This window comes from Cylindrospermum sp. FACHB-282, assembly GCF_014697195.1.
Lineage (GTDB): Bacteria > Cyanobacteriota > Cyanobacteriia > Cyanobacteriales > Nostocaceae > Cylindrospermum.
This window is the reverse complement of the sequence record NZ_JACJRJ010000044.1, coordinates 1-25,351: the sequence shown is the minus strand read 5'-3', so window position 1 is coordinate 25,351 and position 25,351 is coordinate 1. Positions and strand designations below refer to the sequence as shown.

20 protein-coding genes and 3 pseudogenes are annotated in these 25,351 nt (G+C 42.2%); 16 read left to right on the top strand and 7 right to left on the bottom strand.

Annotated elements, in window-relative coordinates; all coding sequences use genetic code 11:
- Positions 1-204: 204 nt before the first annotated feature.
- Together H6G32_RS27155 and glsA are read right to left on the bottom strand one after the other, a co-directional pair.
- On the bottom strand, positions 205-336 hold the full coding sequence (locus H6G32_RS27155) for a hypothetical protein (RefSeq protein ID WP_255502582.1): 132 nt from the start codon (positions 334-336) through the stop codon (positions 205-207).
- Between the two features lie 568 nt (positions 337-904).
- Positions 905-1,909 (bottom strand): glutaminase A, encoded by a 1,005-nt coding sequence (glsA, locus tag H6G32_RS20305; RefSeq protein WP_190461513.1) that lies wholly within the window; start codon positions 1,907-1,909, stop codon positions 905-907.
- A gap of 823 nt (positions 1,910-2,732) precedes the next feature.
- Here glsA and H6G32_RS20300 point away from each other — a divergent pair.
- From H6G32_RS20300 to H6G32_RS20285, 4 genes are all read left to right on the top strand, one after another.
- The gene (locus tag H6G32_RS20300) at positions 2,733-3,821 is read left to right on the top strand and encodes a septal ring lytic transglycosylase RlpA family protein (protein WP_190461511.1); all 1,089 of its coding nucleotides are present in this window, start codon (positions 2,733-2,735) and stop codon (positions 3,819-3,821) included.
- Between the two features lie 159 nt (positions 3,822-3,980).
- Positions 3,981-5,597, top strand: a complete 1,617-nt coding sequence (locus H6G32_RS20295; RefSeq protein WP_190461509.1) for a bifunctional pantoate--beta-alanine ligase/(d)CMP kinase — start codon at positions 3,981-3,983, stop codon at positions 5,595-5,597.
- Between the two features lie 596 nt (positions 5,598-6,193).
- Positions 6,194-6,796: a superoxide dismutase gene (locus H6G32_RS20290; RefSeq protein WP_190461506.1), complete on the top strand. Its 603-nt coding sequence runs from the start codon at positions 6,194-6,196 to the stop codon at positions 6,794-6,796.
- A 324-nt stretch (positions 6,797-7,120) separates the two neighbouring features.
- The gene (locus tag H6G32_RS20285; RefSeq protein ID WP_190461504.1) at positions 7,121-7,462 is read left to right on the top strand and encodes a hypothetical protein; all 342 of its coding nucleotides are present in this window, start codon (positions 7,121-7,123) and stop codon (positions 7,460-7,462) included.
- A gap of 206 nt (positions 7,463-7,668) precedes the next feature.
- Here the strand turns inward: H6G32_RS20285 and H6G32_RS20280 are convergent, their stop codons facing one another.
- Complete coding sequence (locus tag H6G32_RS20280) at positions 7,669-8,220, bottom strand: PIN domain-containing protein (protein ID WP_190461502.1); 552 nt, start codon at positions 8,218-8,220, stop codon at positions 7,669-7,671.
- 1,002 nt (positions 8,221-9,222) lie between these two features.
- On the opposite strand from H6G32_RS20280, the gene H6G32_RS20275 reads away from it, so the two are divergent.
- The 4 genes from H6G32_RS20275 (at position 9,223) to H6G32_RS20260 (ending at position 12,681) form a co-directional block, all read left to right on the top strand.
- A complete protein-coding gene (locus tag H6G32_RS20275; RefSeq protein ID WP_190461500.1) occupies positions 9,223-9,429 on the top strand; it encodes a hypothetical protein in 207 nt (68 codons plus the stop codon).
- Positions 9,430-9,502: 73 nt separating this feature from the next.
- Positions 9,503-10,531 (top strand): phosphoribosylformylglycinamidine cyclo-ligase, encoded by a 1,029-nt coding sequence (purM, locus tag H6G32_RS20270; RefSeq protein ID WP_190461498.1) that lies wholly within the window; start codon positions 9,503-9,505, stop codon positions 10,529-10,531.
- Positions 10,532-10,859: 328 nt separating this feature from the next.
- A complete protein-coding gene (locus tag H6G32_RS20265; RefSeq protein ID WP_190461496.1) occupies positions 10,860-11,546 on the top strand; it encodes a PHP domain-containing protein in 687 nt (228 codons plus the stop codon).
- Between the two features lie 265 nt (positions 11,547-11,811).
- Entirely contained in the window at positions 11,812-12,681 is an 870-nt protein-coding gene (locus H6G32_RS20260; RefSeq protein WP_190461559.1) for a DUF5895 domain-containing protein, read from the top strand.
- 76 nt (positions 12,682-12,757) lie between these two features.
- Here H6G32_RS20260 and mltA read toward each other — a convergent pair whose 3' ends face one another.
- From mltA to H6G32_RS20240, 4 genes are all read right to left on the bottom strand, one after another.
- A complete protein-coding gene (mltA, locus tag H6G32_RS20255; RefSeq protein WP_190461557.1) occupies positions 12,758-13,984 on the bottom strand; it encodes a murein transglycosylase A in 1,227 nt (408 codons plus the stop codon).
- A gap of 3 nt (positions 13,985-13,987) precedes the next feature.
- Positions 13,988-14,242, bottom strand: coding sequence for a hypothetical protein (locus H6G32_RS20250; RefSeq protein WP_190461494.1), 255 nt, complete (start codon positions 14,240-14,242; stop codon positions 13,988-13,990).
- A gap of 363 nt (positions 14,243-14,605) precedes the next feature.
- Positions 14,606-17,350 (bottom strand): GAF domain-containing protein, encoded by a 2,745-nt coding sequence (locus H6G32_RS20245; RefSeq protein WP_190461492.1) that lies wholly within the window; start codon positions 17,348-17,350, stop codon positions 14,606-14,608.
- A gap of 513 nt (positions 17,351-17,863) precedes the next feature.
- Positions 17,864-18,319: an NADAR family protein gene (locus H6G32_RS20240; protein ID WP_190461490.1), complete on the bottom strand. Its 456-nt coding sequence runs from the start codon at positions 18,317-18,319 to the stop codon at positions 17,864-17,866.
- Between the two features lie 117 nt (positions 18,320-18,436).
- On the opposite strand from H6G32_RS20240, the gene H6G32_RS20235 reads away from it, so the two are divergent.
- The 8 genes and pseudogenes from H6G32_RS20235 (at position 18,437) to H6G32_RS20210 (ending at position 25,247) form a co-directional block, all read left to right on the top strand.
- Entirely contained in the window at positions 18,437-18,919 is a 483-nt protein-coding gene (locus H6G32_RS20235) for a DUF2243 domain-containing protein (protein WP_190461488.1), read from the top strand.
- A 48-nt stretch (positions 18,920-18,967) separates the two neighbouring features.
- Complete coding sequence (locus tag H6G32_RS20230) at positions 18,968-19,573, top strand: DUF4129 domain-containing protein (protein WP_190461486.1); 606 nt, start codon at positions 18,968-18,970, stop codon at positions 19,571-19,573.
- 66 nt (positions 19,574-19,639) lie between these two features.
- Positions 19,640-20,848, top strand: a complete 1,209-nt coding sequence (locus H6G32_RS20225) for a DUF4350 domain-containing protein (RefSeq protein ID WP_190461483.1) — start codon at positions 19,640-19,642, stop codon at positions 20,846-20,848.
- Positions 20,849-20,929: 81 nt separating this feature from the next.
- The gene (locus H6G32_RS20220; protein WP_190461481.1) at positions 20,930-21,880 is read left to right on the top strand and encodes an AAA family ATPase; all 951 of its coding nucleotides are present in this window, start codon (positions 20,930-20,932) and stop codon (positions 21,878-21,880) included.
- 396 nt (positions 21,881-22,276) lie between these two features.
- Positions 22,277-22,510, top strand: a pseudogene (locus H6G32_RS27560) (RtcB family protein); the annotation flags it as partial.
- A pseudogene (locus H6G32_RS27455) lies at positions 22,502-23,065 on the top strand (RtcB family protein); the annotation flags it as partial. The pseudogenes H6G32_RS27560 and H6G32_RS27455, both read left to right, overlap by 9 nt.
- Positions 23,066-24,022: pseudogene (locus H6G32_RS27450) on the top strand (RtcB family protein); the annotation flags it as partial.
- A gap of 247 nt (positions 24,023-24,269) precedes the next feature.
- Complete coding sequence (locus H6G32_RS20210; protein ID WP_190461477.1) at positions 24,270-25,247, top strand: phthiocerol/phthiodiolone dimycocerosyl transferase family protein; 978 nt, start codon at positions 24,270-24,272, stop codon at positions 25,245-25,247.
- Positions 25,248-25,351: the final 104 nt, after the last annotated feature.

Below are 25,351 nucleotides of genomic sequence, written 5' to 3'. Positions count from 1 at the left end.
TTTTTGATGCGTCTCTTTCAGCTATAGCAATCCTATCTGATTTGTGAAAATATTTTGATAACAAACCGCAAAGGACGCACGCGCGCAGCGTTCGCGAAGCGTGCCGTAGGCTCTTGCCCAAAGGGCTGTAGACCGCAAAGAAAAGAGAAGAAAGAGAGAAATCAAACTTTTTATGAATAATTTAGGATTGCTATATAATAAAAATTAAGCTTTTGTTTTCATGATTTTTGCTATCTTATCTAATTCTACCAACTCTTGACGCTCTAACTCATAAGCAATAAACGGCACTTTACTTTTTAAATACTCAAAGGAATACTCTTGTTTACAGTAGGGCATTAGCCAATCTAATCTTCCCTGAACACAATTATTTGACTAGCATATTTTAATGGCATATCTACCTTTTTGCACACTAAAAAAGTCACTCCGAAAAAAGGATGTACCTGTTCCAAATATTTAAGAGACTCGCTAATTTGCTCGATACTGAGGAACATGAGTTTATCCTGCACACTTTTGTAAATTAATCCAAAAAATAGCCGACTAAACTATTTCACAAGATAGCAAGATGCAAAACACTGGGTAATTGTCAAGACTAGCTTACCTAATTTGTTGCCAAAAAGAAACATCCGACATGGCGAAAATTATCATAATTCACCATAACTCACGCAAAAACTCTCTCTAACTCTTCTTCCTTTCTTCCTTCGTGTCCTTTGCGCCCTTTGCGGTTCGTTCAATAAACTCTTTTGTAAAACGAAGAGAGCAAAAGCATATATCTATATTATGTACTCAGCAGCAAAAACGCGGAAAAGCCTAGCCCTTGTACTTAAAGTATAAATGCTTAAGTAACACACAGTAGGGGCACAGCAATGCTTGAGATTTTTCCACTATATATAGTAGTGCGCCAATCCTACTCATCCCCAGATGGCTTAAAGACCGTTTCGCCAAAATTCCCACCGGAATTAGAACACTCAAACAGATGTAAACCCAAGCGTTGGGAAAGTTCCTCACACACCTTTACCCCCCGCACACTGTTACCACGTTTATCTAACAGTGGCGAAAATACCCCAATCCCCATCTGGTTCGGGACAACGGCGATAATTCCCCCACAAACACCGCTTTTAGCCGGAATCCCAATTTTATAAGCCCATTCGCCAGCAAAGTTGTACATCCCACAGGTGTACATAACGCTGAGAATATCTTTAATATAACGGCTATCTACAGCCCGTTCCTCTGTCAACGGGTTGATACCTTTATTCGCTAAAGTAGCCGCCATCACTGCCAAATCCCGACAATTTACCATCGCCGAACACTGTTGAAAATAAAGATCCAGGGACTCTTCAATATTTTGGTCAATCATGCCAAAATTCAGCATTAGGTGCGCCATCGCTCGGTTACGGTGTCCTGTGCTGCGTTCTGAAGTAAATACAGATATATCGACAAACACATCCCGTCCGATATATCGGCGGTACATATCCAGCACCCGGTTGAGGCGTTCAGTGGCACCAGAACCTTTAATTAAGCTGGTAGTTGCGATCGCCCCAGCATTTACCATTGGGTTATATGGTCGTTTTGACTGCTCATCTAGGATAATGGCGTTGAATGCCTCCCCTGTTGGTTCCACACCCACCCTAGTTAAAACATAATCCCTTCCATGATCTTCTAAAGCAAGTCCGTAAGCAAACACCTTAGAAATCGACTGGATAGTAAATAGCTGCAAGTAATCCCCAACTTCGTAAATCTGCCCATCGACTGTAACAATGCAGATGCTAAACAAGTCGGGGTTTACCTTTGCCAATTCCGGAATATAGTTCGCTACTGCACCCTCTTGCAGGGATTTGTACTCGGAATGCAACTCGTTGAGAACTGCTGGAAATGGTGATGGAACTATTTCTAAATCTCCTGGGTTGGCCATAGGGCTGAAAGCTGGATCTCACAAAGAATACTAGGGCAAATACTTGAAATAAACACTACTAAGTGTGTTGCTTGATACAAGGACATTATTGTCTACCGCCGCCCCTTAACCTTTTTCATTATCTCATCATTAGTTTTTTTCGGATGAGAGAAAATATATACTGGGGCTGTATCCAGATTCTCTAGCTTATATTACTTAAACTTAAAGTTACCTAAATAACAAAATAATCTTCAAATTTAGCAGCGTCACCATCAGTGTTAAATAGTGCAAAAATCAGCTAAAAGAATATCAAGTTCAATTTCCTAAAAATCCTGAAATTTGCTTTAAGTACTGTAAAGTAAGGGTTTTGAATAAAAATGAATATTTAATGAAATAAATTATTTAAATATTTATCATGGGTTTAGAATTAAAAATTGATGTTACTGGAGATTAAATTTGAGCAATGTAAATGTTATTTAAGATACATTGTGGGCAAAGAGCGCTGTGAACAGCTAAAAATAGCAATCCCTCGCTTTAGCAGTTTCTTAATGTTAACTTTTGCTAAGAAATTGTTTACCTTTGAAAAAAAAGGTTACATAGCCAAAGTCCGCAGTTGAGAAAGGTTTTGCCCTAAAAAACACGATTTAAATTGGGGAAAGTTACTAAGACTTACGATAAAACCCTGATCCCCAAGCCAAAAGGTTCGTGTTAGTCTGTTGCAGTTATAAACAACAAAGTGAAAGCGGAACGAGTTCGAGTTTTAGAGGGAATGTCACTCTCTATTTGGTGAAAAACCCGCGAATCATAAAACTTCAGTTCTACACTCGCTTTAAAAATCGGACGCATGAATCAAAGATATTTGTGGACTATTGTCGCCCTGTTTCTGACTGCTTTAGGGATACCTTTAATGGATCAGACTCAAACTACTAAGGGAATTGCTCTAGCTTCTGAACAACCACCTGCAACTGATGTGGTCAAAGTCGGAGAGTATCAATCCCCAGTAGGGAACCTGACCTCGGATGCTGTGATTACAGAAATTCATCCTCACAGTGTTGGAGGTCGGCAGGCAGCAACCCTTTTTATCCGAAATATTCCTGTTCTCACCTTTCTGAGTTCCTCAAAAGTTGCCAGTAGTCCAACAAAAGTTGGTGCAATTGGAAATTATGGGGGCGTACAATCGTACGCCCTTATTAGTAGCAACTCACCCAAGGTAGAGAATGTTAGGAATGTAATTAACTCAGTTGACAATGACCCGGTACAGAGAGCTGGTGTAATAGCAGCTAAAATCAACCAGCTGATCCAGGACAATGTGGACGCGAGTCAAATTACCGTAAGTTGGAAAGCAGGGGACAAATCGACCGTCGCAAATTTTGCCCAGAACAAAGGTTCCTCTGTCCAAGCGCAACTAGGCGATCGCTACACGATCAAAATTAACGACCAGGAGTTGGTGGAAATCAATCAAGACACGCGATTAGCAGATACCACCAAAAATCTGGCACAAGACGCATTGCAAGCAACCAATCGCCTGCGGAGACTCATCGGCAAAGCATCTCCCTTAAGTCAAATTGCTAACCTGCCGATGCGCTCACCATTCTCCATACCAAAGCTACCACAACAGATTGCCGTTGGTGGAGTGCGAATCAACTTCACAGGCATAGCTTCTTGGTATGGCTATGATGGTTCTGGCAGCCAAACTGCTAGCGGTGAGCGGTATAACCCTGAAGGCTTAACAGCAGCCCATCGCACCTTGCCTATGGGGACAAAAGTCCGTGTTACCAATACCCGCAACGGTCGTTCTGTCGTCGTGCGAATTAATGACCGGGGCCCATACATTGGAGGTCGAATTATTGACGTTTCTGCCGGTGCTGCTCGGATTTTAGGAATGATCGGTAGTGGCATTGCACCAGTACAAATTGACATCTTGGGAAGATAAAGGGGGGTGAGGTTGACACTCAACCTCACCCCTACAAATCATTCTCTAGGCTCTATTCGCTATTCACTATGACTTAATTCCCCTAGTTGAAGCATCCCTTCCCCCTATTTCAGATATAAACTAACGGGGGAGAGGCAAGAGTAGAACTAGGGGAATTTTGTGCGCCTGCTGACAACAGTCGCAGCTTTACGCTGCTATTTAACTAACCGTCGAAAGTCAAACCAACTTACGGTTCCAGAGGATTTACTAGATGACATGACTTGCTGGTACCAGACGGTGGTCGGTCTAGTGCCAACAATGGGAGGGTTACATCAAGGTCATTTAAGCTTAATTGAACGAGCGCGTTCGGAAAATTTGACGGTGATTGTCAGTATTTTTGTCAATCCCCTGCAATTTGGCCCCAACGAGGATTATCAACGCTACCCTCGCACTTTAGAGCAAGACCAAAAACTTTGTGAACAAGCTGGAGTAGATGCGATTTTCGCGCCGACTCCGGAAGAAATTGGAGTTCCCCCGAAGAATATACAAGAATCTCACGTTACGCAAGTAATCCCTCCATCTGCTATGATATCAGGCTTGTGTGGTCGTTCTCGAGTAGGTCACTTTCAGGGTGTGGCGACGATCGTCACCAAGCTTTTCAACTTGGTACAGCCTGACCGAGTCTACTTTGGTCAAAAGGATGGTCAGCAACTGGCGATTATTAAACGGCTGGTAGCTGATTTGAATTTGCCAGTAGAGATTGTTGCTTGTCCAACGGTGCGAGAGGCATCAGGTTTAGCCTTGAGTTCTCGTAATCAATATTTGACTGCAACGGAAAAAGAGCAGGCAACAGTGTTGTCTCGCGGCTTGCGGCAAGCTGAAGCTGCGTTTAAGGCAGGCGTTCGTCACAGCAGTCAGCTCATAGCATTGGTGTGGCAAGAAATAGCAACGGTTAGCACTATTTTCGTGGAATATATTGAATTGGTTGATCCGACTACGTTGATGTTTTTAGAAAAAGTTGAGGAGGAAGCAATGCTGGCGATCGCAGCTCGTCTTGGTTCTACACGTTTGATTGACAATACCATCTTGCGCGATGTCTACGACGGGCTACACCTACGCCAACCCATCATCGCCATTGATGGGCCCGCCGGTGCTGGTAAATCTACGGTGGCTCGTCAAGTGGCAGCAAATCTAGGCTTGGTGTACTTAGACACAGGCTCAATGTACCGGGCTGTGACTTGGCTCGTACTGCAAATGGGCATTGCCATTGATGATGATTGTGCGATCGCTGAATTAGTCAATCAGTGTAAAATTGAACTGACTCCCACCCAGGATCTACAATCTCCGGTGCAAGTTTGGATTAATGGTACTGATGTTACCCAGGCAATTCGCACAATTGAGGTGACATCTAACGTATCTGCGATCGCCGCCCAGACTTCAGTCAGGGTCTCACTGGTTAAACAGCAGCAAAGCTGGGGTAAACGAGGTGGTTTAGTAGCTGAAGGACGAGACATCGGTACTCATGTGTTCCCCGATGCCGAAGTCAAAATCTTTCTCACCGCCTCTGTGGGTGAACGCGCACGTCGCCGACAGCAAGACTTTAAAAAACAAGGTCAACCCGAAGTCAGTTTAGAGCAGCTGGAACGGGACATCGCTGAACGTGACTGGAAAGATACCAATCGCAAAGTTTCCCCCTTGCAAAAAGCAGCAGATGCTGTGGAAATTCAAACCGATGGTTTAAGCGAGTCTGAAGTCACAGCAAAGATTATTAGCCATTACCAACAGCGCCTATCTTAGTGGTAATCACTGTAATCTGCAGTTGGTGGTTTTGAGTTTTGAAGTTAAGTAGCGTGGTGAGTGAAAAATCACTCACCATTCTTAAAACTGAAAAGATACCATAACTTGGTTTTGCAATTAGCTATATTTAGTTGTAAGTCAACTGCCTTTATGTATATTAAAGACACTTTAACAATGAATTCATCTAGCTTTAGATAGATTTAAAATCATTTAATTGGTGCATCTCTTGCCAGAAGTATCAGCAAGATATGTAAAAAGAAAATTCCCACAACCAACTATAAATTCCCGCTATCCAGAGCATAACGGCAAAGGAATTACCCCCTTTAATCCCACTTTAGTTAGGGGGATTGTCCGTCATAGATGTAGAATTGGGCAGATGAACCATTAGCAGTTTTTATTGATAATCATTAATCTCTAGGGATTTAGCTTATTACCAAACTACTTTGCCTGGATCTTCACTTTGGTAGTAAAATAACGATGTTAAGTTTTATGTCCCTGAATTTAAGGAGATAAAACGGCTAAATACAAAATTTGTATTTTCCTAAGCTTCTGGAATAGCTTTCCACTGGAAAACGGTAAAGAGAGGATTTCACAAAATGGCATTTACACAGCTGCCCCTACCCTTCGATTTTAATGCTCTAGAGCCTTACGGCATGAAAGGTGAGACCTTCGAGTATCACTATGGCAAGCATCACAAAGCTTATGTAGACAACCTTAACAAGCTCACCGACGGTACAGAACTTGCTGATAAGTCCTTGGAAGAGGTGATCCAAATTTCTTTTAAAGATTCCTCTAAAGTCGGAGTTTTCAACAACGCAGCTCAAGTTTGGAACCACACCTTCTTCTGGAACTCCTTAAAGCCAGCCGGCGGTGGCGCACCAACCGGTGACTTGGCTGCTAGAATTGACAAAGATTTTGGTAGCTTCGACAAATTCAAAGAAGAGTTCTCTACAGCAGCTGCAACTCAGTTCGGTAGTGGTTGGGCTTGGTTGATTGATGATGGTGGTACCCTCAAGGTAATCAAAACACCAAATGCAGAAAACCCTCTAGCACACGGTAAAAAGGCACTCCTCACCCTAGACGTTTGGGAACACGCCTACTACATCGACTACAGAAATGCTCGTCCAGCATTCATCAAGAATTACCTAGATCAGCTGGCTAACTGGGACTTTGCAGCGGAAAATCTAGCTAAAGCTTAATCATCTGCTTTTGCTAGCTTTTGTCAAGCGCCGATAATTAGTAGATTTATCAATTCAAACAGCAGTCACGATCAGTATCGTGGCTGTTTTTGATTGACTGGGTTTGTAGATAGCACTTTTCTCTATAGATGCAACAAAGGTTAGGGGCACAGCATTGCTGTCTACCAATTGCTCGCTAAGACAAACTTCTTGAAAATCATGTTTAGACTTACACACTATACAATAGTAGTTATATACAAAGTACTATGAGATATGACTCAGATAAACTATAATTTCTATAAGAATTCTAATTTCTATTAGATTGCTATTTAAGTTAAGGATTGTATGGCCGAAAAAACAATATCTGCTCATATTGATACAGAGACGGCCAGCCGTGTTACGCATCTAGCCAAGATGGAACAACGGCGAACCTCCCAAATTGCCGGAATGGCTCTGAAGTTTTTTGTTTGTCTTCCTCCAGAAGCGCGTGCTGCTTTGTGGCAAATTGAAGCACTTGCCTCTCCTGCTGATTTTGAAGAAATAACCAGAGAAATCACACGCACCTTGCTGCATGCTCAATATAAGGTAGCGCATCGTCAGATTATGACTCACATGAAAGTGGATAATCTGGATCAAATCGAAACTGAAGACGACATCCTTGAAGCAGCAGTTGCTTTAACTCGCTAACTTGCTTTCATAACCACCAGGGCATATTAATAGCATCTATAGCAGTCCTAAATCATTTGTGAACACAAAGATACCCGACTTCTCTAAGAAGTCGGGTATCTGACTCACTTTATGTTCACAAATCAAATAGGATTGCTATAGTCATAGCACATGATAACCGCATGACATTGTTGAGCGGTTATCCTGTTTTTTTTAGTTTGTGGAATTTATTCCAGAGACGGAATTTGTCCAGCCCGTATCCACTCCATCATCAAGTAAGGATGCGCGATATGGAAAGCATGAGCAGGTGAAAAATGGATAGCGTGCCGTTCAGGTACAATAATATTTGTATCTTTAGATATAAAATCTTTAAAATTAGCTGTTACTAGCACTGTTGCCCGACCGGCTAAAGCAGTTTCAACAACGTGAGCGTCTTCGCTGTCTTGTAATTTAATAATGCCTGTACCACCTAAGGATAACTGAGGCCCCCCATCGGCTGGACCAAGCTGGGCATATCCCTCAATAGCACTAATGTATAAGTCAATGGCTGACTGGGGAATACTCGAATCTCTTTGCAACGCTAGGCGTAGACGGTTTAACATCCCCCAGGATATAACAAGTTGCATTTGTCCAAGGATGCAAACACCCTGTTTAGCAATTTCCACAAGAGATTGAGTTGCTGTTCCTTGCCTGTCTAATCGGTCAGCAAGCAGAGCAGAATACCAAATATTCAAGTCGAGGCACAGATGAATGATGCTGGTTGTCTTTTCTTGAGTCATTATTTTAATCCAACTAAGTTTGCTCTGATTAGAATTTGTCAACTTCGCCATGCTTTTCTCCAAACTAAGCTTTTCATCTTTATTCCCAAAAATTTATTTGCTAAGGCATTACCCTCCTCAATGGGAAATGTTCTAAAGCTAAAGTGCCTATTTGAAGTATCACCACCTCTTTGCCCTCCCATCTTCTTTTTTAGCGCCTCGTAACAATAGCAAAGCCTTGAAACCTAATAGCATCAAGGTTTCAAGGCTAATATGGAGATAAAAATGTTAAAGCTGAAGTAGAAATTTACATGAGATGAAACCAATTGGCATCACTTCAAATTTATCTATCTAAATTAGTCGGATAGATTTGCCGTTGTATACGGAACTATTTTTAGCTATCTTCTAAACTTTGCTGATTTCTACAGCTTTTAAATGGCTATCAACTCGTGATAACTGATATTCTTTGGCGAGGTGCGTTAGGCATAAACGCTACAGAAACTTAGCTCCTATCCTCCCTAAAACTTGTTCTCTTGTCGGCTATTCCCTTGTCGGTGGATGGAAAGCTTAATTGTGGTTTTCGGCGTATTGTCTACTTACACTCCAGCCTCCACATTACTGTTATATCTGCTGCTATTCAAAATGTCAATAGTTATACTTGACTCAACAGACACTGGAACATTTTTAGCAGATGTCATCATAGTTACTGACTGGTGTTGCTATATCTAGTTTGACATCCTCCCACCGCTATATCCTTCGGGTATAGCGGGAGCCTTCTTGCCTAAATTAGGTAATGGCAATCAAAGCAGCCGATAGCAATCCGAAATCATTAGTGAAATTCTCAATTCTCAATTCTCTTGGCGAATAGGAGCGTCTTGGGGTTGGTTCATAGGTAATTTATGCGATGTCGCGCTCTCTTCGCCAACACAAATCAGATAGGATTGTTATATTCAGTTTTCTTGATTTAAACACATCTTCAAGGGTTTTCAGCTTGTCCCTGATAAAAATCGAAATCTAAAATCTATGGATAGCAAACAACTAGCGCAATACGTCGAAGCCACAGACGGCATCTCCAAACCTTGGCTATTGGTGCAACTACGCCTAAAGAAACTGCAAGAACGGCGAGAGACGCTTTCAGAAGATGCTTATGCAGAAGAGTTAGAGGATATTTACCAAGATTTAATGAATTTGGGCGAATGGTGGCACGGTATCGAAGATCAGGTTTTTTGATGCAGTTCGCGCCTAAATATATGTGATGATAATAGCCTAAGTTTGTAACGAATTGATAACGGTGTAGCTAGGCATGGATTATCGGGATGCAGGGGTTGATGTTGAAGCAGGTAGAGCTTTTGTAGATCAAATTCGCAATTTAGTTCACAGCACCTTTAGACCAGAAGTTTTGGGGGGACTGGGTGGCTTTGGTGGCTGCTTTCAACTACCAACAGGTTATCAAGAACCAGTATTGGTTTCTGGGACAGATGGAGTAGGTACAAAGCTGAAAATCGCTAACATTCTCAATCGCCATGACACCGTTGGTATTGATTTGGTGGCGATGTGCGTTAATGATGTGCTGACATCTGGTGCCCAACCGCTGTTTTTTTTAGATTATTTGGCAACGGGTAAACTGGATAAAGAGCAGTTAACTCAGGTGGTGGCAGGAATAGCTTCTGGGTGTAAGCAGGCTGGTTGTGCCTTACTGGGTGGAGAAACGGCAGAAATGCCTGGCTTCTACCAAGTGGGTGAGTATGACTTGGCGGGGTTTTGTGTGGCGATTGTGGAAAAAAGCCAGATGTTGGATGGTTCCCAGGTGCAGGTGGGGGATGTGGCTGTAGCACTTGCTAGTTCTGGTGTCCACAGCAATGGCTTAAGTTTAGTGCGAAAAATTGTGAGCGATCGCAATTTTTCTTGGAACGACACCCCAGAATTGTTAGGTGGTGCAACTATCGGCGAAACTTTTCTCCAACCCACACGCATTTATGTTAAATCTGTACTCGCGGCGCTGCAAGCAGGGTTAGAAATTCACGGTATGGCTCACATCACAGGTGGGGGACTACCAGAAAATTTACCTAGATGTTTAGCCCAAGGTCAAGGGTTGAAAATTAACCCCAGCCGTTGGACTATCCCCCCAGTTTTCCAGTGGTTAGCTGAAGCTGGTTCTGTCAGTCCTGAAGCTATGTATAATACCTTCAATATGGGCGTTGGATTTGTCTTACTGGTACCGCCCCAGGAAGTAGAGCAGACAATCACTCACTGGCAATCACAGGATATTCCCGCTTTTGCTATTGGAGAGGTGATTACTGGTGCGGGTGAATTAGTTGGATTACTGCCTTAAAAGGTATAAAAATCGAAGTTAGTTTTTGGCTTGGTAAAAGGAATAACTTGACCCAAGCTAGATATTTTTTATTTATTTGCCCTAAATTGACTGCCCGTATTTATTGAAGAATATGGCAATATTTTAAACTCTCTTTATAGGAGCAATGCAAAATGCTCATGGCCATCAGCCTTGAGATTTGCTAACGTAGTCTTAACATATCGAAAAATTTGTGAATGCAGCCGAAAAAATAGCTAATAACACTAGTTTACCGTGTTGATGGCTGCTCATCTGGAAATGTGGGGTGTTCGTGTGTTGAGAATCACGTAATTTTTGCTCAGAGGGGGTTATGGTTGTAAATTTTGCCCGGCCTACTGCTTCAATAGAACTTTTGAAGCAAGTATTCCAGAGCATTGATGCCCAAAGTTGTCCGGGGGTATTCAACTTTCATATGCACACAGTTAACTCGGATGGGAGGTTGCAGCCGAGTGGATTGATGGAGCAAGCGATCGCCATTGGTTTACAAGGGCTGGCTATCACAGACCATCATAGTATTGATGGCTATCAAGCGGCACAAGCTTGGTTAGAAGAATGGAAGTGGAAAAATCTTGGTGCAACTGCTCCTCACCTGTGGAGTGGCGTGGAAGTCAATGCCAACCTTTTGGAGATAGAAGTTCACATTTTAGCTTATGCCTTTGACCCAGAAAACCCCAGTATGCAACCCTATCTGCAAAGAAAAGCTACTATAGGCAAAGAATATGAGGCAGCCAATGTGATTGCCGCTATTCATCAAGCCGGGGGATTAGCTGTACTCGCTCATCCAGCTCGCTACAAGCGATCGCTTTTTGACTTAATTCCAGCTGCTGTGGAATACGGCATTGATGGCGTTGAAGCTTTCTATGCCTACAAAAATCCCAACCCCTGGAAACCCTGTACTGTGGAATCAGAACAAGTGCAACAGTTGGCTATTGAATATGATCTTTTCAATACCTGTGGTACAGATACTCACGGTTTAAACCTGCTCCAGCGGTTGTAAAGACAAAGCCCCTGATTTAACTAATTCGCGCCCTCTTCCCCCACTGCAATCCCTTCTCCCAAGGGGGATACTACGCGAATGATTCAGTGGCGGAATATGCGGTACTCACCATCACAGAAATGGAAATGCAGCCACAAATATTAGAGCAGAAGGGATCAGAATGCTAATCTTGGAAGCCAACACTGTACTCGATACTCTAAGTCAGTCTGGGTAGTTCACCAGACTGATAAACTTAATCAATAAAACACTTTAACAGTCGAAAATGATGAATGCATCTGCTAAGTTTGAATTTGAGGACGAGAAATTCAACGCCCCACCTTCTCAAGTCCTCCCCTGGGGTTTGATGATCAATCCTCGGTATGGCCCAAATGGTCTTCAGCCCCACGGTTTGGCGATAAGCATGGATAATGCCCAAGCTATTGGCTTTCAACCGGATGATAATTGGCAACAAATAGAGCATGAATTTAGCTCTGGAGCCGAAACGGTATTTATTAGCAGCACACCACGGTTAGTGATAGTGCGCCGGGGGCCATTATCTGTTAAAGACCGGGAAACGGGTATAAAACTGGGTACATATAGAGATCACAAGGATGATTTTTTAGCTGATAAACTAAAATTTAAAACTTTTACTCGCCATTTAATTTTTCTAGTGGGTGAAAATAAAAAGTTTTTACATAATTTACCACTGCAATTAACTCTCAGTGGTGCGGCAGGAGCTAGTTTTGGTAAAAACTATTCCGAATATCAACAAGGTAGAATTGTTGGTGGTTTCGTAGCTGAATTAGAAAAGGCTTATGCTGGATTTTGTAATAAACCAGTCACACCAAAAGGCCCGCTTTTTCATGCTCACGGGATTTTTTGCCCAATAATTGAGTGTGAAGAAAGAGGTATTCAGCCCAATACGGCTTTGGTCGCTTCGACTGTGGACTACAAGCATCCGACGGTGGGAACTTTAACAGAATACATGATCGCTTCAGATGCGCCTGAGTCGGCAATCATCTGCAAGACTTTTGAAGAATATAAAGAATTCGGTAAGGAAGCTATCAAAATAGAAACACCTAAGATGGAATTGGCAGGGGTCTCCAGTTCTTATGTTTATGCTGATGAAGATGATTTTGGTTATCCGCCTTATTAGGCATTGGGTATTTGAGTATTGGGTATTGGGAAAAATATTACCAATTACCAATTACCAATTACCCATTACCCATTAGCTATTTCTTGAGCAGTAAATAATATAGTGATCCATTACCGCCAGTGACACCAGCGCGATCGCCTGCTAATTGCCCAGACCCCATGAAATAATCCACTCGTCCGGGGCTTTTGATGGCGCTTCCTGTATCCTGATCAAGCACAAAGCGGCTAACCGTACGATACTCCAGTTTGCCACGGCTGACAGGATAGGGAAGTGAGGTGTTAACCAATGCTAGTGCCCCTGGAGGCATGAGAGACTTATCTGTAGCAATGGAACGCTCTGGTGTGACCGGCACATGAATACTACCTGTAGCTGGTGTTCCACCAGTGTCTTGGAAGAAGATAAACCTTTCCCAACGCGGCAGATAATTACTCAATTCCCGTGGATTTTGGCGGAAATAACTCACTAGGCGTGGTAAAGTTAAGCCGTTCAACTCCATTTTGCCATCTTTCGCCAGTTCTTTGCCGATACTTGTCCAGGGGTAATCAGTTCCCCCAGCATAACCAACAGAGGTTTTTTTGCCATTGGTTAAGTTAATTTGGGCAGAACCTTGAATGTGTACCATGTATGCGTCTAGGCGATCGCGGAACCAAAGCAGTTCTAAACCACGCAACTGGCTTTTATTCCCTAGCAAACCATCTTTTCCTTCCAAATCAATCCGTTTTGGGTGGGGTTTAGCCCATTGGTCAAAGTCTGCTGGTAGTCGATAAAGGGGATATTTATAGACTGAAGTCTTGACACGGCTAGCGGTATAAACAGGCTCGTAATAAGCAGTGAACTTAACAGTACCCTTGCCATCATTGCCCACGGATTTGTAAAAGACAAACTCTCGACGGACAGCAGCTTGTAGTTGGGCTGGTGATTTAGAACTGACAACCAGTTGACGGAAGCGCAGCAAACTTCGACGGACGCGATCAAGGGAAATCTCCTTGATGGGATAATTTTGATATGCTGCGATCGCCACATCCTTTCCTAGATAACTCAGACTGTTGTCAATGGAAGCCAAAAGTGCTTGGCGGTCACCTGTTTTACCCCTGCTACCCCAAATTTGCTCATCCCAACCCAAGCAAGCATTCCGGGGGGTGCAATTGGCTTGCAAATCGATTGGTTTAAGTGGTGGTTGTACTTCAGGACTGGTCGGTACTGGTGACGACGGTGTATTTGGAATCTGAGCAACAACTGACCAGAGTGGGTTTACAAGGGCGATTCCCAAACTCAAGGAAAGCAAAGCAAGGGTTTTTCTCATCATTTAGTTGAATCTTTCAACACTAGAACTAAAAATAGGTTCTACCCGGATAGCCACAATCCGAGATGGACGTACTACTAGATATTCACCTTGAATATTCTTGATCGGCACATTGATAAACTCATTTGAATCATACTTTGGCGTCAATACGCTGCTGTACCATTTCTGAAACTCTGGAAAAGTAGGAAAACGGACTTCTTCTCGATGACCGGTGTCCAATAGGAGGTGTACGGCGTATTCATCTGGAGTTCTAGCCATAAAGAAAGCATTAGTTGAAATACATTCAACCCATTGTTAACCACATAAGCCCAGAATGGAAAGGGTAGGTATGGGAGAGCAGCAGTATTTGTGCCAAAGCCAGGGAAAAATTGACCGTTAATCACTCCCAAATCTGAGGGTATACTTCTGCCCATGACGGTTGTATACGGAAAAACAGTTCCCAAGCCCAAAGGACTTCTAGTCGCGGCTACAAAGGTTTCCATTCGTGGGAACTAGGCAGGGGAACCCGAAGGGTGAAAGCCTGGTAAAGCAAGTGGCTAGGATGAAGTTAGAATCGAGGGTGTCTTTAGAGAAAGAGAGTTTCAATAATCGCAGCCGGGAAAGATGGGAGTTTAGCACTAACTAATCATCAATGCCTCCTCCTAGGAATTTTAGGGGAATCTCAATCCAGAACTCTGTGCCTTTACCGATTTCTGAGATACACTCCATTAATCCACCATGCTTTTCGACAATAATCTGGTAGCTGATTGCCAGTCCTAGTCCTGTACCTTTGCCTACAGGCTTAGTGGTAAAAAATGGGTCAAAAATTCGCTTTTTTACCTCTTCACTCATTCCTAGTCCATTGTCAGCAATGCTAATTAGCAGATGGGTATTATCTGCTGAGACTCTTGTAGAAATCCGGATGGTAGGTGAGCTTTTGATATTCTCTTGTTCTCTATTCGTTTGACTATCTTCAATCAGCACATCAATGGCATTATTGATAATATTCATGAATACCTGATTCATCTGACCGGCATAGCATTCTACCTTTGGTAAGTTGCCATAATCTTTGATTACCTCAATGCCGGGAAAATCGGTATATCCTTTCAGGCGATGTTGCAAAATCAATAAAGTGTTATCTATGCCTTCATGCAGGTCAACAAACTTGTTTGCGGCCTCATCTAGGCGAGAAAAATTACGTAATGAAAGCACTATTGAGCGGATCCGATCTGCTCCTACTTTCATTGATGACATGATTTTTGGTAGGTCTTGTACCAAAAAATCAAAATCTATAGATTCAATGGTTGAGCGAATTGTACTACCAGGGTTAGGATAATGGGATTGGTAGAGTTGTAAAAGGTCAAGCAGATGTTCGGTGTAGTCGTTAGCGTGACACAGGTTACCGTAGATAAAGTTAACGGGGTTATTGATTTCGTGGGCTACACCCGCCACTAACTGTCCTAAACCGGACATTTTTTCGGTGTGAATTAATTTTGTCTGTGTTTCTCGGAGCTGATAGAGGGTATGCTCTAATTGTCCTGCTTTTTCCTGAGCTTCAATTTCTTTTTCACAGCTTTGTTGGTATAACTGTGCCTGTTGAATTGCGATCGCTGCCTGATCTGCTAGCTGTTGCAACAAATCAATTTCTGCATCCTGCCAATTTCTGGGAGTTTCACAATGGTGGGCAATGAGTAACCCCCATAGTTGCTTACCTATTTTGATGGGTACAATTAAGTTGGCTTGGACTTGCAGACTCTCCAAAAAATCTCGATGACAAGGACTTAAAGACTCTGTCGATACATTGTTAATTGCCCTGATTCTACCGCCAAAGTAAAGACGGGCATATTCATCAGGAAAGCATTCTGGTGGTGTTTTCATTCCCAACACCGACAGCCAATTACCATTGACCTCTTCAACAATCACCTCCCCGTCAGATTCACCCAGTAAGCGGTAAATCAGCACCCGGTCTGAATTTATCAGAGGGCGCACTTCCCGGACGATGGTTTGCAGAGTTGTATTTAAGTCTAATGTACTACGGATTTGGTCTGTGACTTGCTTAAGTGCATTGGTAAGTAGTAATGATTTTTCCAGTTCCGCGGTTTGCTCTTGCACCCGAATTTCTAGGTTGGCATTAAGCAACTGTAGTTCTTGGTATGTTTGTTGCTGTTGAATCGCCGTTGAAAATTGATAGCACAAGGCTTGTGCCAGTGAGATTTCTTCCGGTTTCCACTCAGGTGCTTGTCCTTTTTTTTGCTCTCGCCAAATGTCGAAAGAAAGGCGCGGTAGCTGTTGCCGTTGATTCTGGTCGCACTGTCCTGCCCAGAGAATTTCGGTATCAAATTCTGGGCGAAAAATGCTTAACACACCAATAAATTTTTCGCGATAATGTAGGGGAATTACCATCACTCCCCGAATCCGAGTAGATCGGAATGCCGCTGCTAAAACTCGCAAATGTGTTTCTTTGTAGAGGTCGGCGATCACCCAAATATTACCAGGTTTGTAATTAGTGATCCAGTTTTGCCATATAGGATGCTGTTCGATGACGTTGTTTTCTAATTTGTCGGCTAGTGTCGGTTGATCACCCCAGGTGTATAGTTCCCCACTCTTTTCAATATGCAGCCTGCCACCTACGCCTTTAAAGGCAGTGATTGTTGCTTCTAATGCATCTTGCAATTGGATTGTGGGTAGTTCATGCAACAGGTTGTTGACTCGGTTAATAATAGCTTCTCGTTGTTGTTGGGCCAGGGCTTCGCACAGAAGGTTACTTTGAGAGATGCCGATCGCTACCTGATCGGCAATTTGCTGCACTACTTTGAGTTCTCGCTTCAAAATCGTTCGCGGTTGGCTGTTGTGTGATACTAGCAATCCCCATAATTTCGGCTTTGTCGATTGCTTAATTAAGTCATAATGTAAAATTGGTACTACTAAGGAAGATTGCACACCCATGGCACTTAAGTACTGAATATGGCATGGGTCTACTGCTCGATAGTGGATATTCTGACTTTGTAAGGGTTCACCAGTTTCTTTTGACCTTAGTGGCGATAAGCCTATTTTGCCCCTAGCTACGTCTACAATTGAACGCTGCTGCGCTACCAGAAACATCTCTCGCGCTGTTTGGGGAATGTCATGTAGTGGAAAGTGTAACCCTAATAGGGATGGTAAACGCTGCTCATGAATTGATTCGGCAATGACTTCACCGCTACCATCGGCTGCAAACTGATACACTTTCACCCGATCCGTTCCCAGGAATGAACGCACTTCATTAACGGTGGTTGTTAATATTTCTTGGAGTTCGAGCGATCGCCTAATCTGTTTGATCATCCGGTGCAGCAAATCTTCTTGGTTTAAGCGTTGCGGCAAACCGTTTGGTTTATAAGTAAATCTCATTGCTTATCTTCACCCAAACACAAGTATATTTTTTTTTAATGCCCCTGATGAGAATTTACGACTTAAACAATTATCTTTTTGAGCCTTTCGCTTCAGAAAAATTAATTTGATTAGGCATAAAAGATATTAATCTTCTCTTTACAAATATTAAAGCTTCACAGTGGCAATACTTAGATTATCCCTTAAGAATAAGATATTTATCAACAAAAATCTCTAATTGTTGCTATTCATATCAATTATCATAATAAACTTAATATTCTTGCCCAAATAATGAACAATCATTACCAATTTCCTGAAAGCTTGTTTATTGGGAGAATGTGGACAGATTCCCCTCCCCAAAAAAATACTTTTTAAGTATTAATACTTAAATAAGTTTAATCAAAAATTATGTTTAAAGACGGGAATTTACGGGGTTATTCAGGTATATTCATCAGTATTTTGCCTAGATTTGGGGGAATGCAACCATTCCCCTCTCATAGGGAATACTTAAACGGATTTAATCAAAAACTATGTTTAAAGACACGGGAACTTACGGAGTTCTGCCCGTACATCCATAAGTATGTTGCCGAGATGGTTATGACCCGTTTTATCAGCACCACAACCCCAGAAATAATCCGTTGGCGAGTTTTCCACTAGAATTTCATCGTCTGTGTTCAGCAGTACTTCTCTAATCTCCCCATGAGTAAGAAACTTTTTGAGTACAGCTTCTCGCATCACACAAGTTTTCACCAACTCCCAGTCAGGACGGAGTCGGTAGGTGCAACAGCGTCCCAAAGCTGCTGCTGCTTCAGGAGTTGCCGCGGCATGAATTTCAGGTATAATTACCGCATCCAGACTACCAACGAACTTTTGGGCTTGATAATAATGCTCAACGGTTGGCCAGTAAGTACCCTGGATTTGAATACCGTGGGGAGAAAAGTTGGAAAAACAGCCATAAGGCTGCCAAACCTTGTAAAAATAAATAGTCATTTGAAAACGGCTCTTTTTTATTTCTTGATATTGAACGCTAGCACTAGACTCAAGACAGAAGATATTGTTCTAAAAACACTTCTATTGTGGTAGAAATATCTATCTATAAGGTTGACAATGAGTGCGAAAAGTGATAGGAGCAGACCTGTACCGCTGATTGCTGCTGGAATTTTCCTCGGTCTGGGTCTCGGAGGCTTCGTTGATGGCATCTTGCTGCATCAGATTCTCCAATGGCATCATATGCTCAGTAATATTCGACCTCTGACAAGCGTCTCCAATATAGATTTAAACATGGTATGGGATGGGTTATTTCATGCCTTCGACTGGTTGCTAACTGTGATAGGAGTAGGTTTACTGTGGCAAGCTGGAGGCCGTGAAGATGTCCCTTGGTCATCACAGACCTTTATGGGGTCAATACTGTGCGGTGCTGGGTTGTTCAACTTGGTTGAAGGACTGATTAACCATGAAATTCTGGGTATCCATCATGTGAAACCAGGCCCGAATCAGTTAGCTTGGGATTTGGGTTTTTTGGTGTTTGGTGCATTACTTGTAATCATCGGCTGGTTAATGATACAAAAAAGGGCGAAGTATACAGTATGATATTCCCTCATTGAATTTTGATGCTTCATCCTTTATCACTACTCTTTTATGTCTACAGATACTTTTGAAAAAACTAATTTGGGCTGGCAGTTTTTTTTGTTCCAAAAACAAGTGGAAGAATGGATAGAATACCAATTCTCCCAGTTTCAACAAGCTTTACCAGAATTGCCTAGATGGTCAATTAGCCCTAGGCTTGCTGAGTTACTTAAACTCCTGTTTTGGCTGGTACTCGGTTTATTTATAGCTTGGATAGTTTGGCGGTTATGGCAAGAATTTGGTCACTATATATATTCTTGGCTGGCTGGGGTTGGCAATTCCACTGTTCCCAGGGCAAAAAGTCCCTCCCATGAGGCATCCATTGTTTTGTTTTTGACGCGATCGCAAGAGTTTTCCCGTCAGGGTAACTACCGTGAGGCTTGCCGTTGTATATATTTAGCCATGTTGCAGCAGTTGCATGTACAGGCGATCGCTATTCAGCAATCCAGCCGGACAGATGGAGAATATCTGCAATTGCTAAGTTCTACTGTGACTCCCATGCAGCCTTATGAAACTTTAATTACCACTCATGAGCAATTGTGTTTTGGTAATGCCGAAATTTCACCAGAAAATTATCAGCAGTGTCGGCAAGCCTATCGGGAGATTTTCAAAGGATGATCTTCAAAATTTAAAATTTTCTATAATAAAGAATACAATATTTTTAAGTATTAATTCGTAGATAATATGAAACGCTCAAATCGCCTTGTTTGGCTGGGGGCGATCGCCTTGGCGGTAATCATTTTACTGAGTTTGATAGCGGCTCCTAGCAGCAAAAACCTTAGTGGTTCTACTTACAATCGCGCCCCAGATGGTTATAGCGCTTGGTATGCTTTTATGCAACAGCAGGGAACATCTATTCAGCGCTGGCAAAAGCCTTTGAGTGAACTCCATCACCAAAAAGGGCCAGCCACCCTCCTGCGGGTAAACGGCAACCTCAATCCGCCAGTGCTAGATGGTGAAGAACAAGAATGGGTAGAAAAAGGCAATACTTTAGTAATTTTGGGCGTGAGTCAGCCAGTAACAGCAGCTGAATTTAGCACTAAACAACAATCGCCTTTTGGAGATATTCAGATTGATACAAGCAGACGGCGTCAGAACACTAAACAGTCACAATTTAATTTAGGCGATGGGCTACGCCCCACCATAGGCGATCGCTTCGGTGCTGTTGTCTGGGAAGAAAAGTATAAACAGGGAAGAGTAATTTTTGCTACTACTCCTTATTTAGCCGCCAATGCTTACCAAGACTATTTAAGCAATTTTCGTTATTTAGCCGATTTAGTTACCAAAAAAAGTAACACAGTACTTATTGATGAATACATCCACGGCTACAAAGACGCCGATGTAAGAGAGAAAGAAGGACAAGGAAACTTATTTAGTTATTTAGCTAAAACTCCTTTATTCCCAGCACTGGTACAGGTTAGTATCCTGTTATTAGTACTAATTTGGGCACAAAACCGCCGCTTTGGTAAACCAGTAACTTTAAATACAGCAGTAGTAGACAATAGCAAGGCATACATCCAAGCTTTAGCCGGAGTGTTACAAAAAGCTGAATCCAGCGACTTTGTTGTCGAGATGCTGGGTAAAGAAGAACAACAGCAACTCCAAAAAGCCTTGGGATTAGGGCTAGTACTTCTAGAACACCAGACTTTGATTAACCTCTGGGTAGAGAAAACAGGCGCTAGTGCTACAGAACTAGATGCTGTATTAAAGCTGCGATCGCCTCCGGCACTGCGCTCGGCGCAATCGCCTACACTCCACCCTAGCCCATCCCCAAAACAACCCATGAGTCAACCAGACCTGTTAAGCTGGTTGGGGAAATGGCAAACCCTACGGGAAATTCAAAATATGCCTACGACTCCCGTAAAGGATACAAAATTCAAAAATTTCAAATAATCTAATTTTTAGGAATTTTGTATAGCTTTTATTTGTTAAACGCTTGTTTCCGCCTTTGCGTGAGTTTTTTGTAAATCAAATATGAGTGAAACCCATTCTGTATTAATTCGTCTCGGACAAGGGCTTAACCAAGTAATTGTAGGACAATCCAACCTGATCAAACAGGTACTAGTGGCACTGCTAGCAGGTGGGCACATAATTTTAGAAGGAGTACCAGGAACTGGTAAAACACTCCTAGTAAAAGTGTTAGCGCAGTTAATCCAAGCAGATTTTCGCCGAATTCAACTAACACCAGATGTTTTACCATCAGATATTACTGGTACCAACATTTTTGACTTAGATAGCCGCAATTTCATTTTAAAAAAAGGCCCAGTATTTACTGAAGTACTCCTGGCAGACGAAATTAACCGCACTCCCCCCAAAACCCAAGCAGCGCTACTGGAATCCATGGAAGAGATGCAAGTAACCCTAGATGGTGAAAGTATACCCTTACCAGATTTATTTTGGGTGATTGCAACGCAAAATCCCCTAGAATTTGAGGGGACTTATCCCTTACCAGAAGCACAGTTAGATCGATTTTTATTTAAACTGGTAGTAGATTACCCCGATCAAGCGGCAGAAAAGCAAATGCTGCTCAATCGTCAAGCGGGTTTTGCAGCGCGACGCTTGGATATTAGCCGCATGAAACCAATAGCAACAGTAGCCGATATTTTGCACTCCCGACAAGCAGTCAAACAAGTTCAGGTGTCTGAGGCAATAATTGATTATCTTTTGGCCCTGGTGAGAACATCCCGCCAATATCCCGATTTAGCTTTGGGTGCATCGCCTCGCGCAGCAGGTGCTTGGTTGCAAACTTCTCAAGCAGCAGCGTGGTTAGCAGGTAGAGATTTTGTCACACCAGATGATGTCAAAGCAGTTGCATCGCCACTTCTGCGTCATCGCCTGCTTTTAAAACCAGAATCGATGCTGGATGGTTTACAAATTGATGCGGTAATTGCTGCGGTAATTAATCAAGTGCCAGTTCCCAGGTAATCAGCCATTCAAAATTTAACTGATTCGCCATCAGTCCCTGTTAGCCTCTAGCAATTAGTTGACGCCTGTATTACATTGTAGTATTATTGTAATGTAGTCTAAAATTGCTGTTTAATTAAAATTAATAGCAAAAGGCACTCATGCAAACCCTTGTCATCACTGAGTTTGAGCTTTTAAGAATCTCCTAATCGCCTTAAGTAGAGCAACGTAAATAATTAAAGGTTTGTAGTAAGGGCTAATTTCAGCATTTGTTACTTTACTTAACATAGTTTGATTTCTTTTCGCCTACTTACTTATCTACTGCTATCTCTAGTGAGAACTAGCTAAATTTTAAATATGAAATTGAACATTTAATCCCAAAACTTACATTAAAAATAATTCCCAAAAGAGATAATTATGCCCTACGAAAAGTTAGAAATTACCACACCAACGCCTGTTTTTTCTTGGGCGAATCACCCCTTAGGATCAGACGAAACCAAGATGGCAAAAAATATGGCATCGCTGCCATTTGTGTATAAGCACATTGCCTTAATGCCAGATGTTCATCTTGGTAAAGGTGCTTTAGTCGGTTCTGTAATTGCCACAAAGGAGGCAATTATGCCAGCCGCTGTAGGCGTAGATATTGGTTGCTTCGCGGGAGATACCCTCATTCCTCTGGTGGATGGTCAATCTTATCCCATCAAAGACTTAGGGGAGCAAGATCAAGAATTTATTGTTTATGCTTGCACTCCCACAGGAAAAATTGTCGCGGCTAAAGCAACTGCTAGATTGACCAGAAAAAATGCGCCACTCGTAAAAGTGATTTTGGATAATCATGAAGAGATTATCTGCACCCCAGATCACCAATTCATGCTGCGGGATGGAACTTATCAAGAAGCTCAGTTATTGGAACCTGAAACTTCTCTGATGCCTTTTTATTCTCACATTGATCAAGATGGCTACACCCTAATTGCTCAACTATATTCCAGCAAATGGCAAAAAGCAGATGGGATTATTGCTAGATCAGGATTACTTGGTAAGGTTGATGAATTGGATAACCGACCAGAAAATCTTGAGTTGATAGGCGATCGCATTCATCATAATCACAAAGTTGTAGCTGTACTTCCCCTCAACTACACCGAAGATGTTTACTGTCTCACAGTACCTGATTACCATAATTTTGCTCTCAAAGCTGGAGTATTTGTTCATAACTGCGGTATGAGTGCCATCAAAACCCCATTTACTGGTGAACAACTCGAAGGCAAACTCAAGAAAATCCGCTTGGATCTGGAAGCAGCAATTCCTACAGGATTCAACGAAAACAAAGAAGTAGAAAAATCTGTCACCAACTGGCAACGCTGGAGCGATTTTTCCGACTTGCATCGAGGTGTGCAAGACTTGCAAGGCAAAGCCATGAAACAAATGGGTTCTCTTGGGGGAGGAAATCACTTTATTGAGGTGTGCGTCGATACAGACAATCAAGTTTGGTTAATGTTGCATTCTGGTTCGCGTCACATCGGCAATAATCTCGCACAATGCCATATTAATACAGCCAAAGGATTAGCTAAAATGGCAGGTAATAAACTCCCTGATCCAGATTTAGCTCACTTTGTCGCTGGTACACCAGAATTCCAAGCCTACTGGAATGATTTACAATGGGCACAAGATTATGCCCGTGTTAACCGTGATGTGATGATGGCGCGATTTAAGCGGATTGTCGAAAAACATCTAGCGGGAGGTAAGGCAACTAAACCTTTATTAGAGGTAAATTGTCATCACAATTACGCTGAGAAAGAAATACATTTTGGCGAAGATGTGTATGTGACTCGCAAAGGTGCAGTCCGCGCCCAAACTGAAGACTATGGCATTATCCCTGGTTCAATGGGAGCAAAATCTTTCATTGTTAAAGGCAAAGGAAATGCTCACAGCTTTTGCTCTTGTTCTCACGGTGCAGGGCGTTTGATGTCTAGAAATAAGGCAAAAAATGTCTACACACTTGATGATTTGATTGAGCAAACTCAGGGTGTAGAATGCCGCAAGGATACAGGGGTTTTAGATGAAATTCCCGGTGCTTATAAGCCGATAGAACAAGTGATGGAAAATCAAGCTGATTTGGTTGAGGTTGTGGCAACTCTGAAGCAAGTTCTTTGTGTGAAGGGTTAAATCAAAGGTGGGCAATGTCCACCTTTTCTATTTATATCCCTCTTGAAAAGTGGGCATTCAACCGTAAAGTTAGTCAGGCTCTGGAAGAGGCAAGCTTTTGCTTTAAGTCACACATACTCTAAAATTTGTGCAATTCAGCTTAAGTTTTATAGTATAAGTTACATCATGTGTGTAATTAACCATAATTATTTATATTTGACTAATTTTGGTTGTAATTACATATTTTTTTTATTAAGGTTAAATACTCATGATAGGCAATAGAAAACTTGCTCCCATTGAGCAAACTATGGAAATTTTAAACCAGCACGCTGGTTCTTTTAATGTAGTAACAATTAGCCGGATTAAGGGAGACTTAAATGAAGAAATAGTTAGACAGGCTCTTGACTTAATTCAAGGTCGTCACCCGCACCTGAACTCTCATATCGTCGGCGATTCGGATAATCTTCGCTTTGACTTTGGAGCGAAAACAATTCCTTTGCGTGTAGTTCAAAAGCAGTCTAGTGGGCAGTGGCAAGAAGTTGTTTTAGAAGAATTGAACCAACCAATTGACAGTGATAAATGTCTGGCACGCGCAGTATTAATTACTTTTGCAGATGGACAACCAAATTATTTACTGACAATATTGCACCATGCAATATCAGATGGATTATCAACTGTTCAGTTGCATTCAGAAATATTGACTTACTGCCAGAAAATAGTAGAGGGCAAAATAGAAGAGAATATCCCTATTTTACATCCGCTTCCTGATATTCAAGAGTTAATGTCAAAATCGATGCAAGGTAAAATTGCGAAAATAAAGGGCATTTTATTTTTGTTGCGATTGAAGCTAAAACTGAGTTTGCATCGTCCTGAAACTCTAAAGTTCGAGAAGTGTGTACCCACTGAATTACGTCGTTGCAACATGGTTCAAACAAAGCTAAATAAAGAAATTACTTCACAATTAGTGGAACTTTGCAGAAAAGAAAAAACAACAGTACAGGGCGCTTTGTGTACAGCGATGATGTTGGCAGCAGCGAGAGAAATTAGCAGTGAGGCTAGAGCCAAATTACGCCTTAGTTGTCGCTCTTATGTTGATTTGAGACAACGCCTTAAACCTGAAGTTAATCGGGAAAACTTAGGGGTATTAGCTTCGTCTATCACCTCATTGCACACTCTAGAAATAAATACATCTTTTTGGGATTTAGCGCGGGATGTCAGACAACAAATAAAAGTTAGTTTAGCTTAAACGAAAAGAAGCCCCACACTCACTCTTAGGAGTGTGGGATGAATTTTTGGGCGACGACGAATTGACCCCCAACTAATTCAAACCATAGGTTTGACAGGACGGGG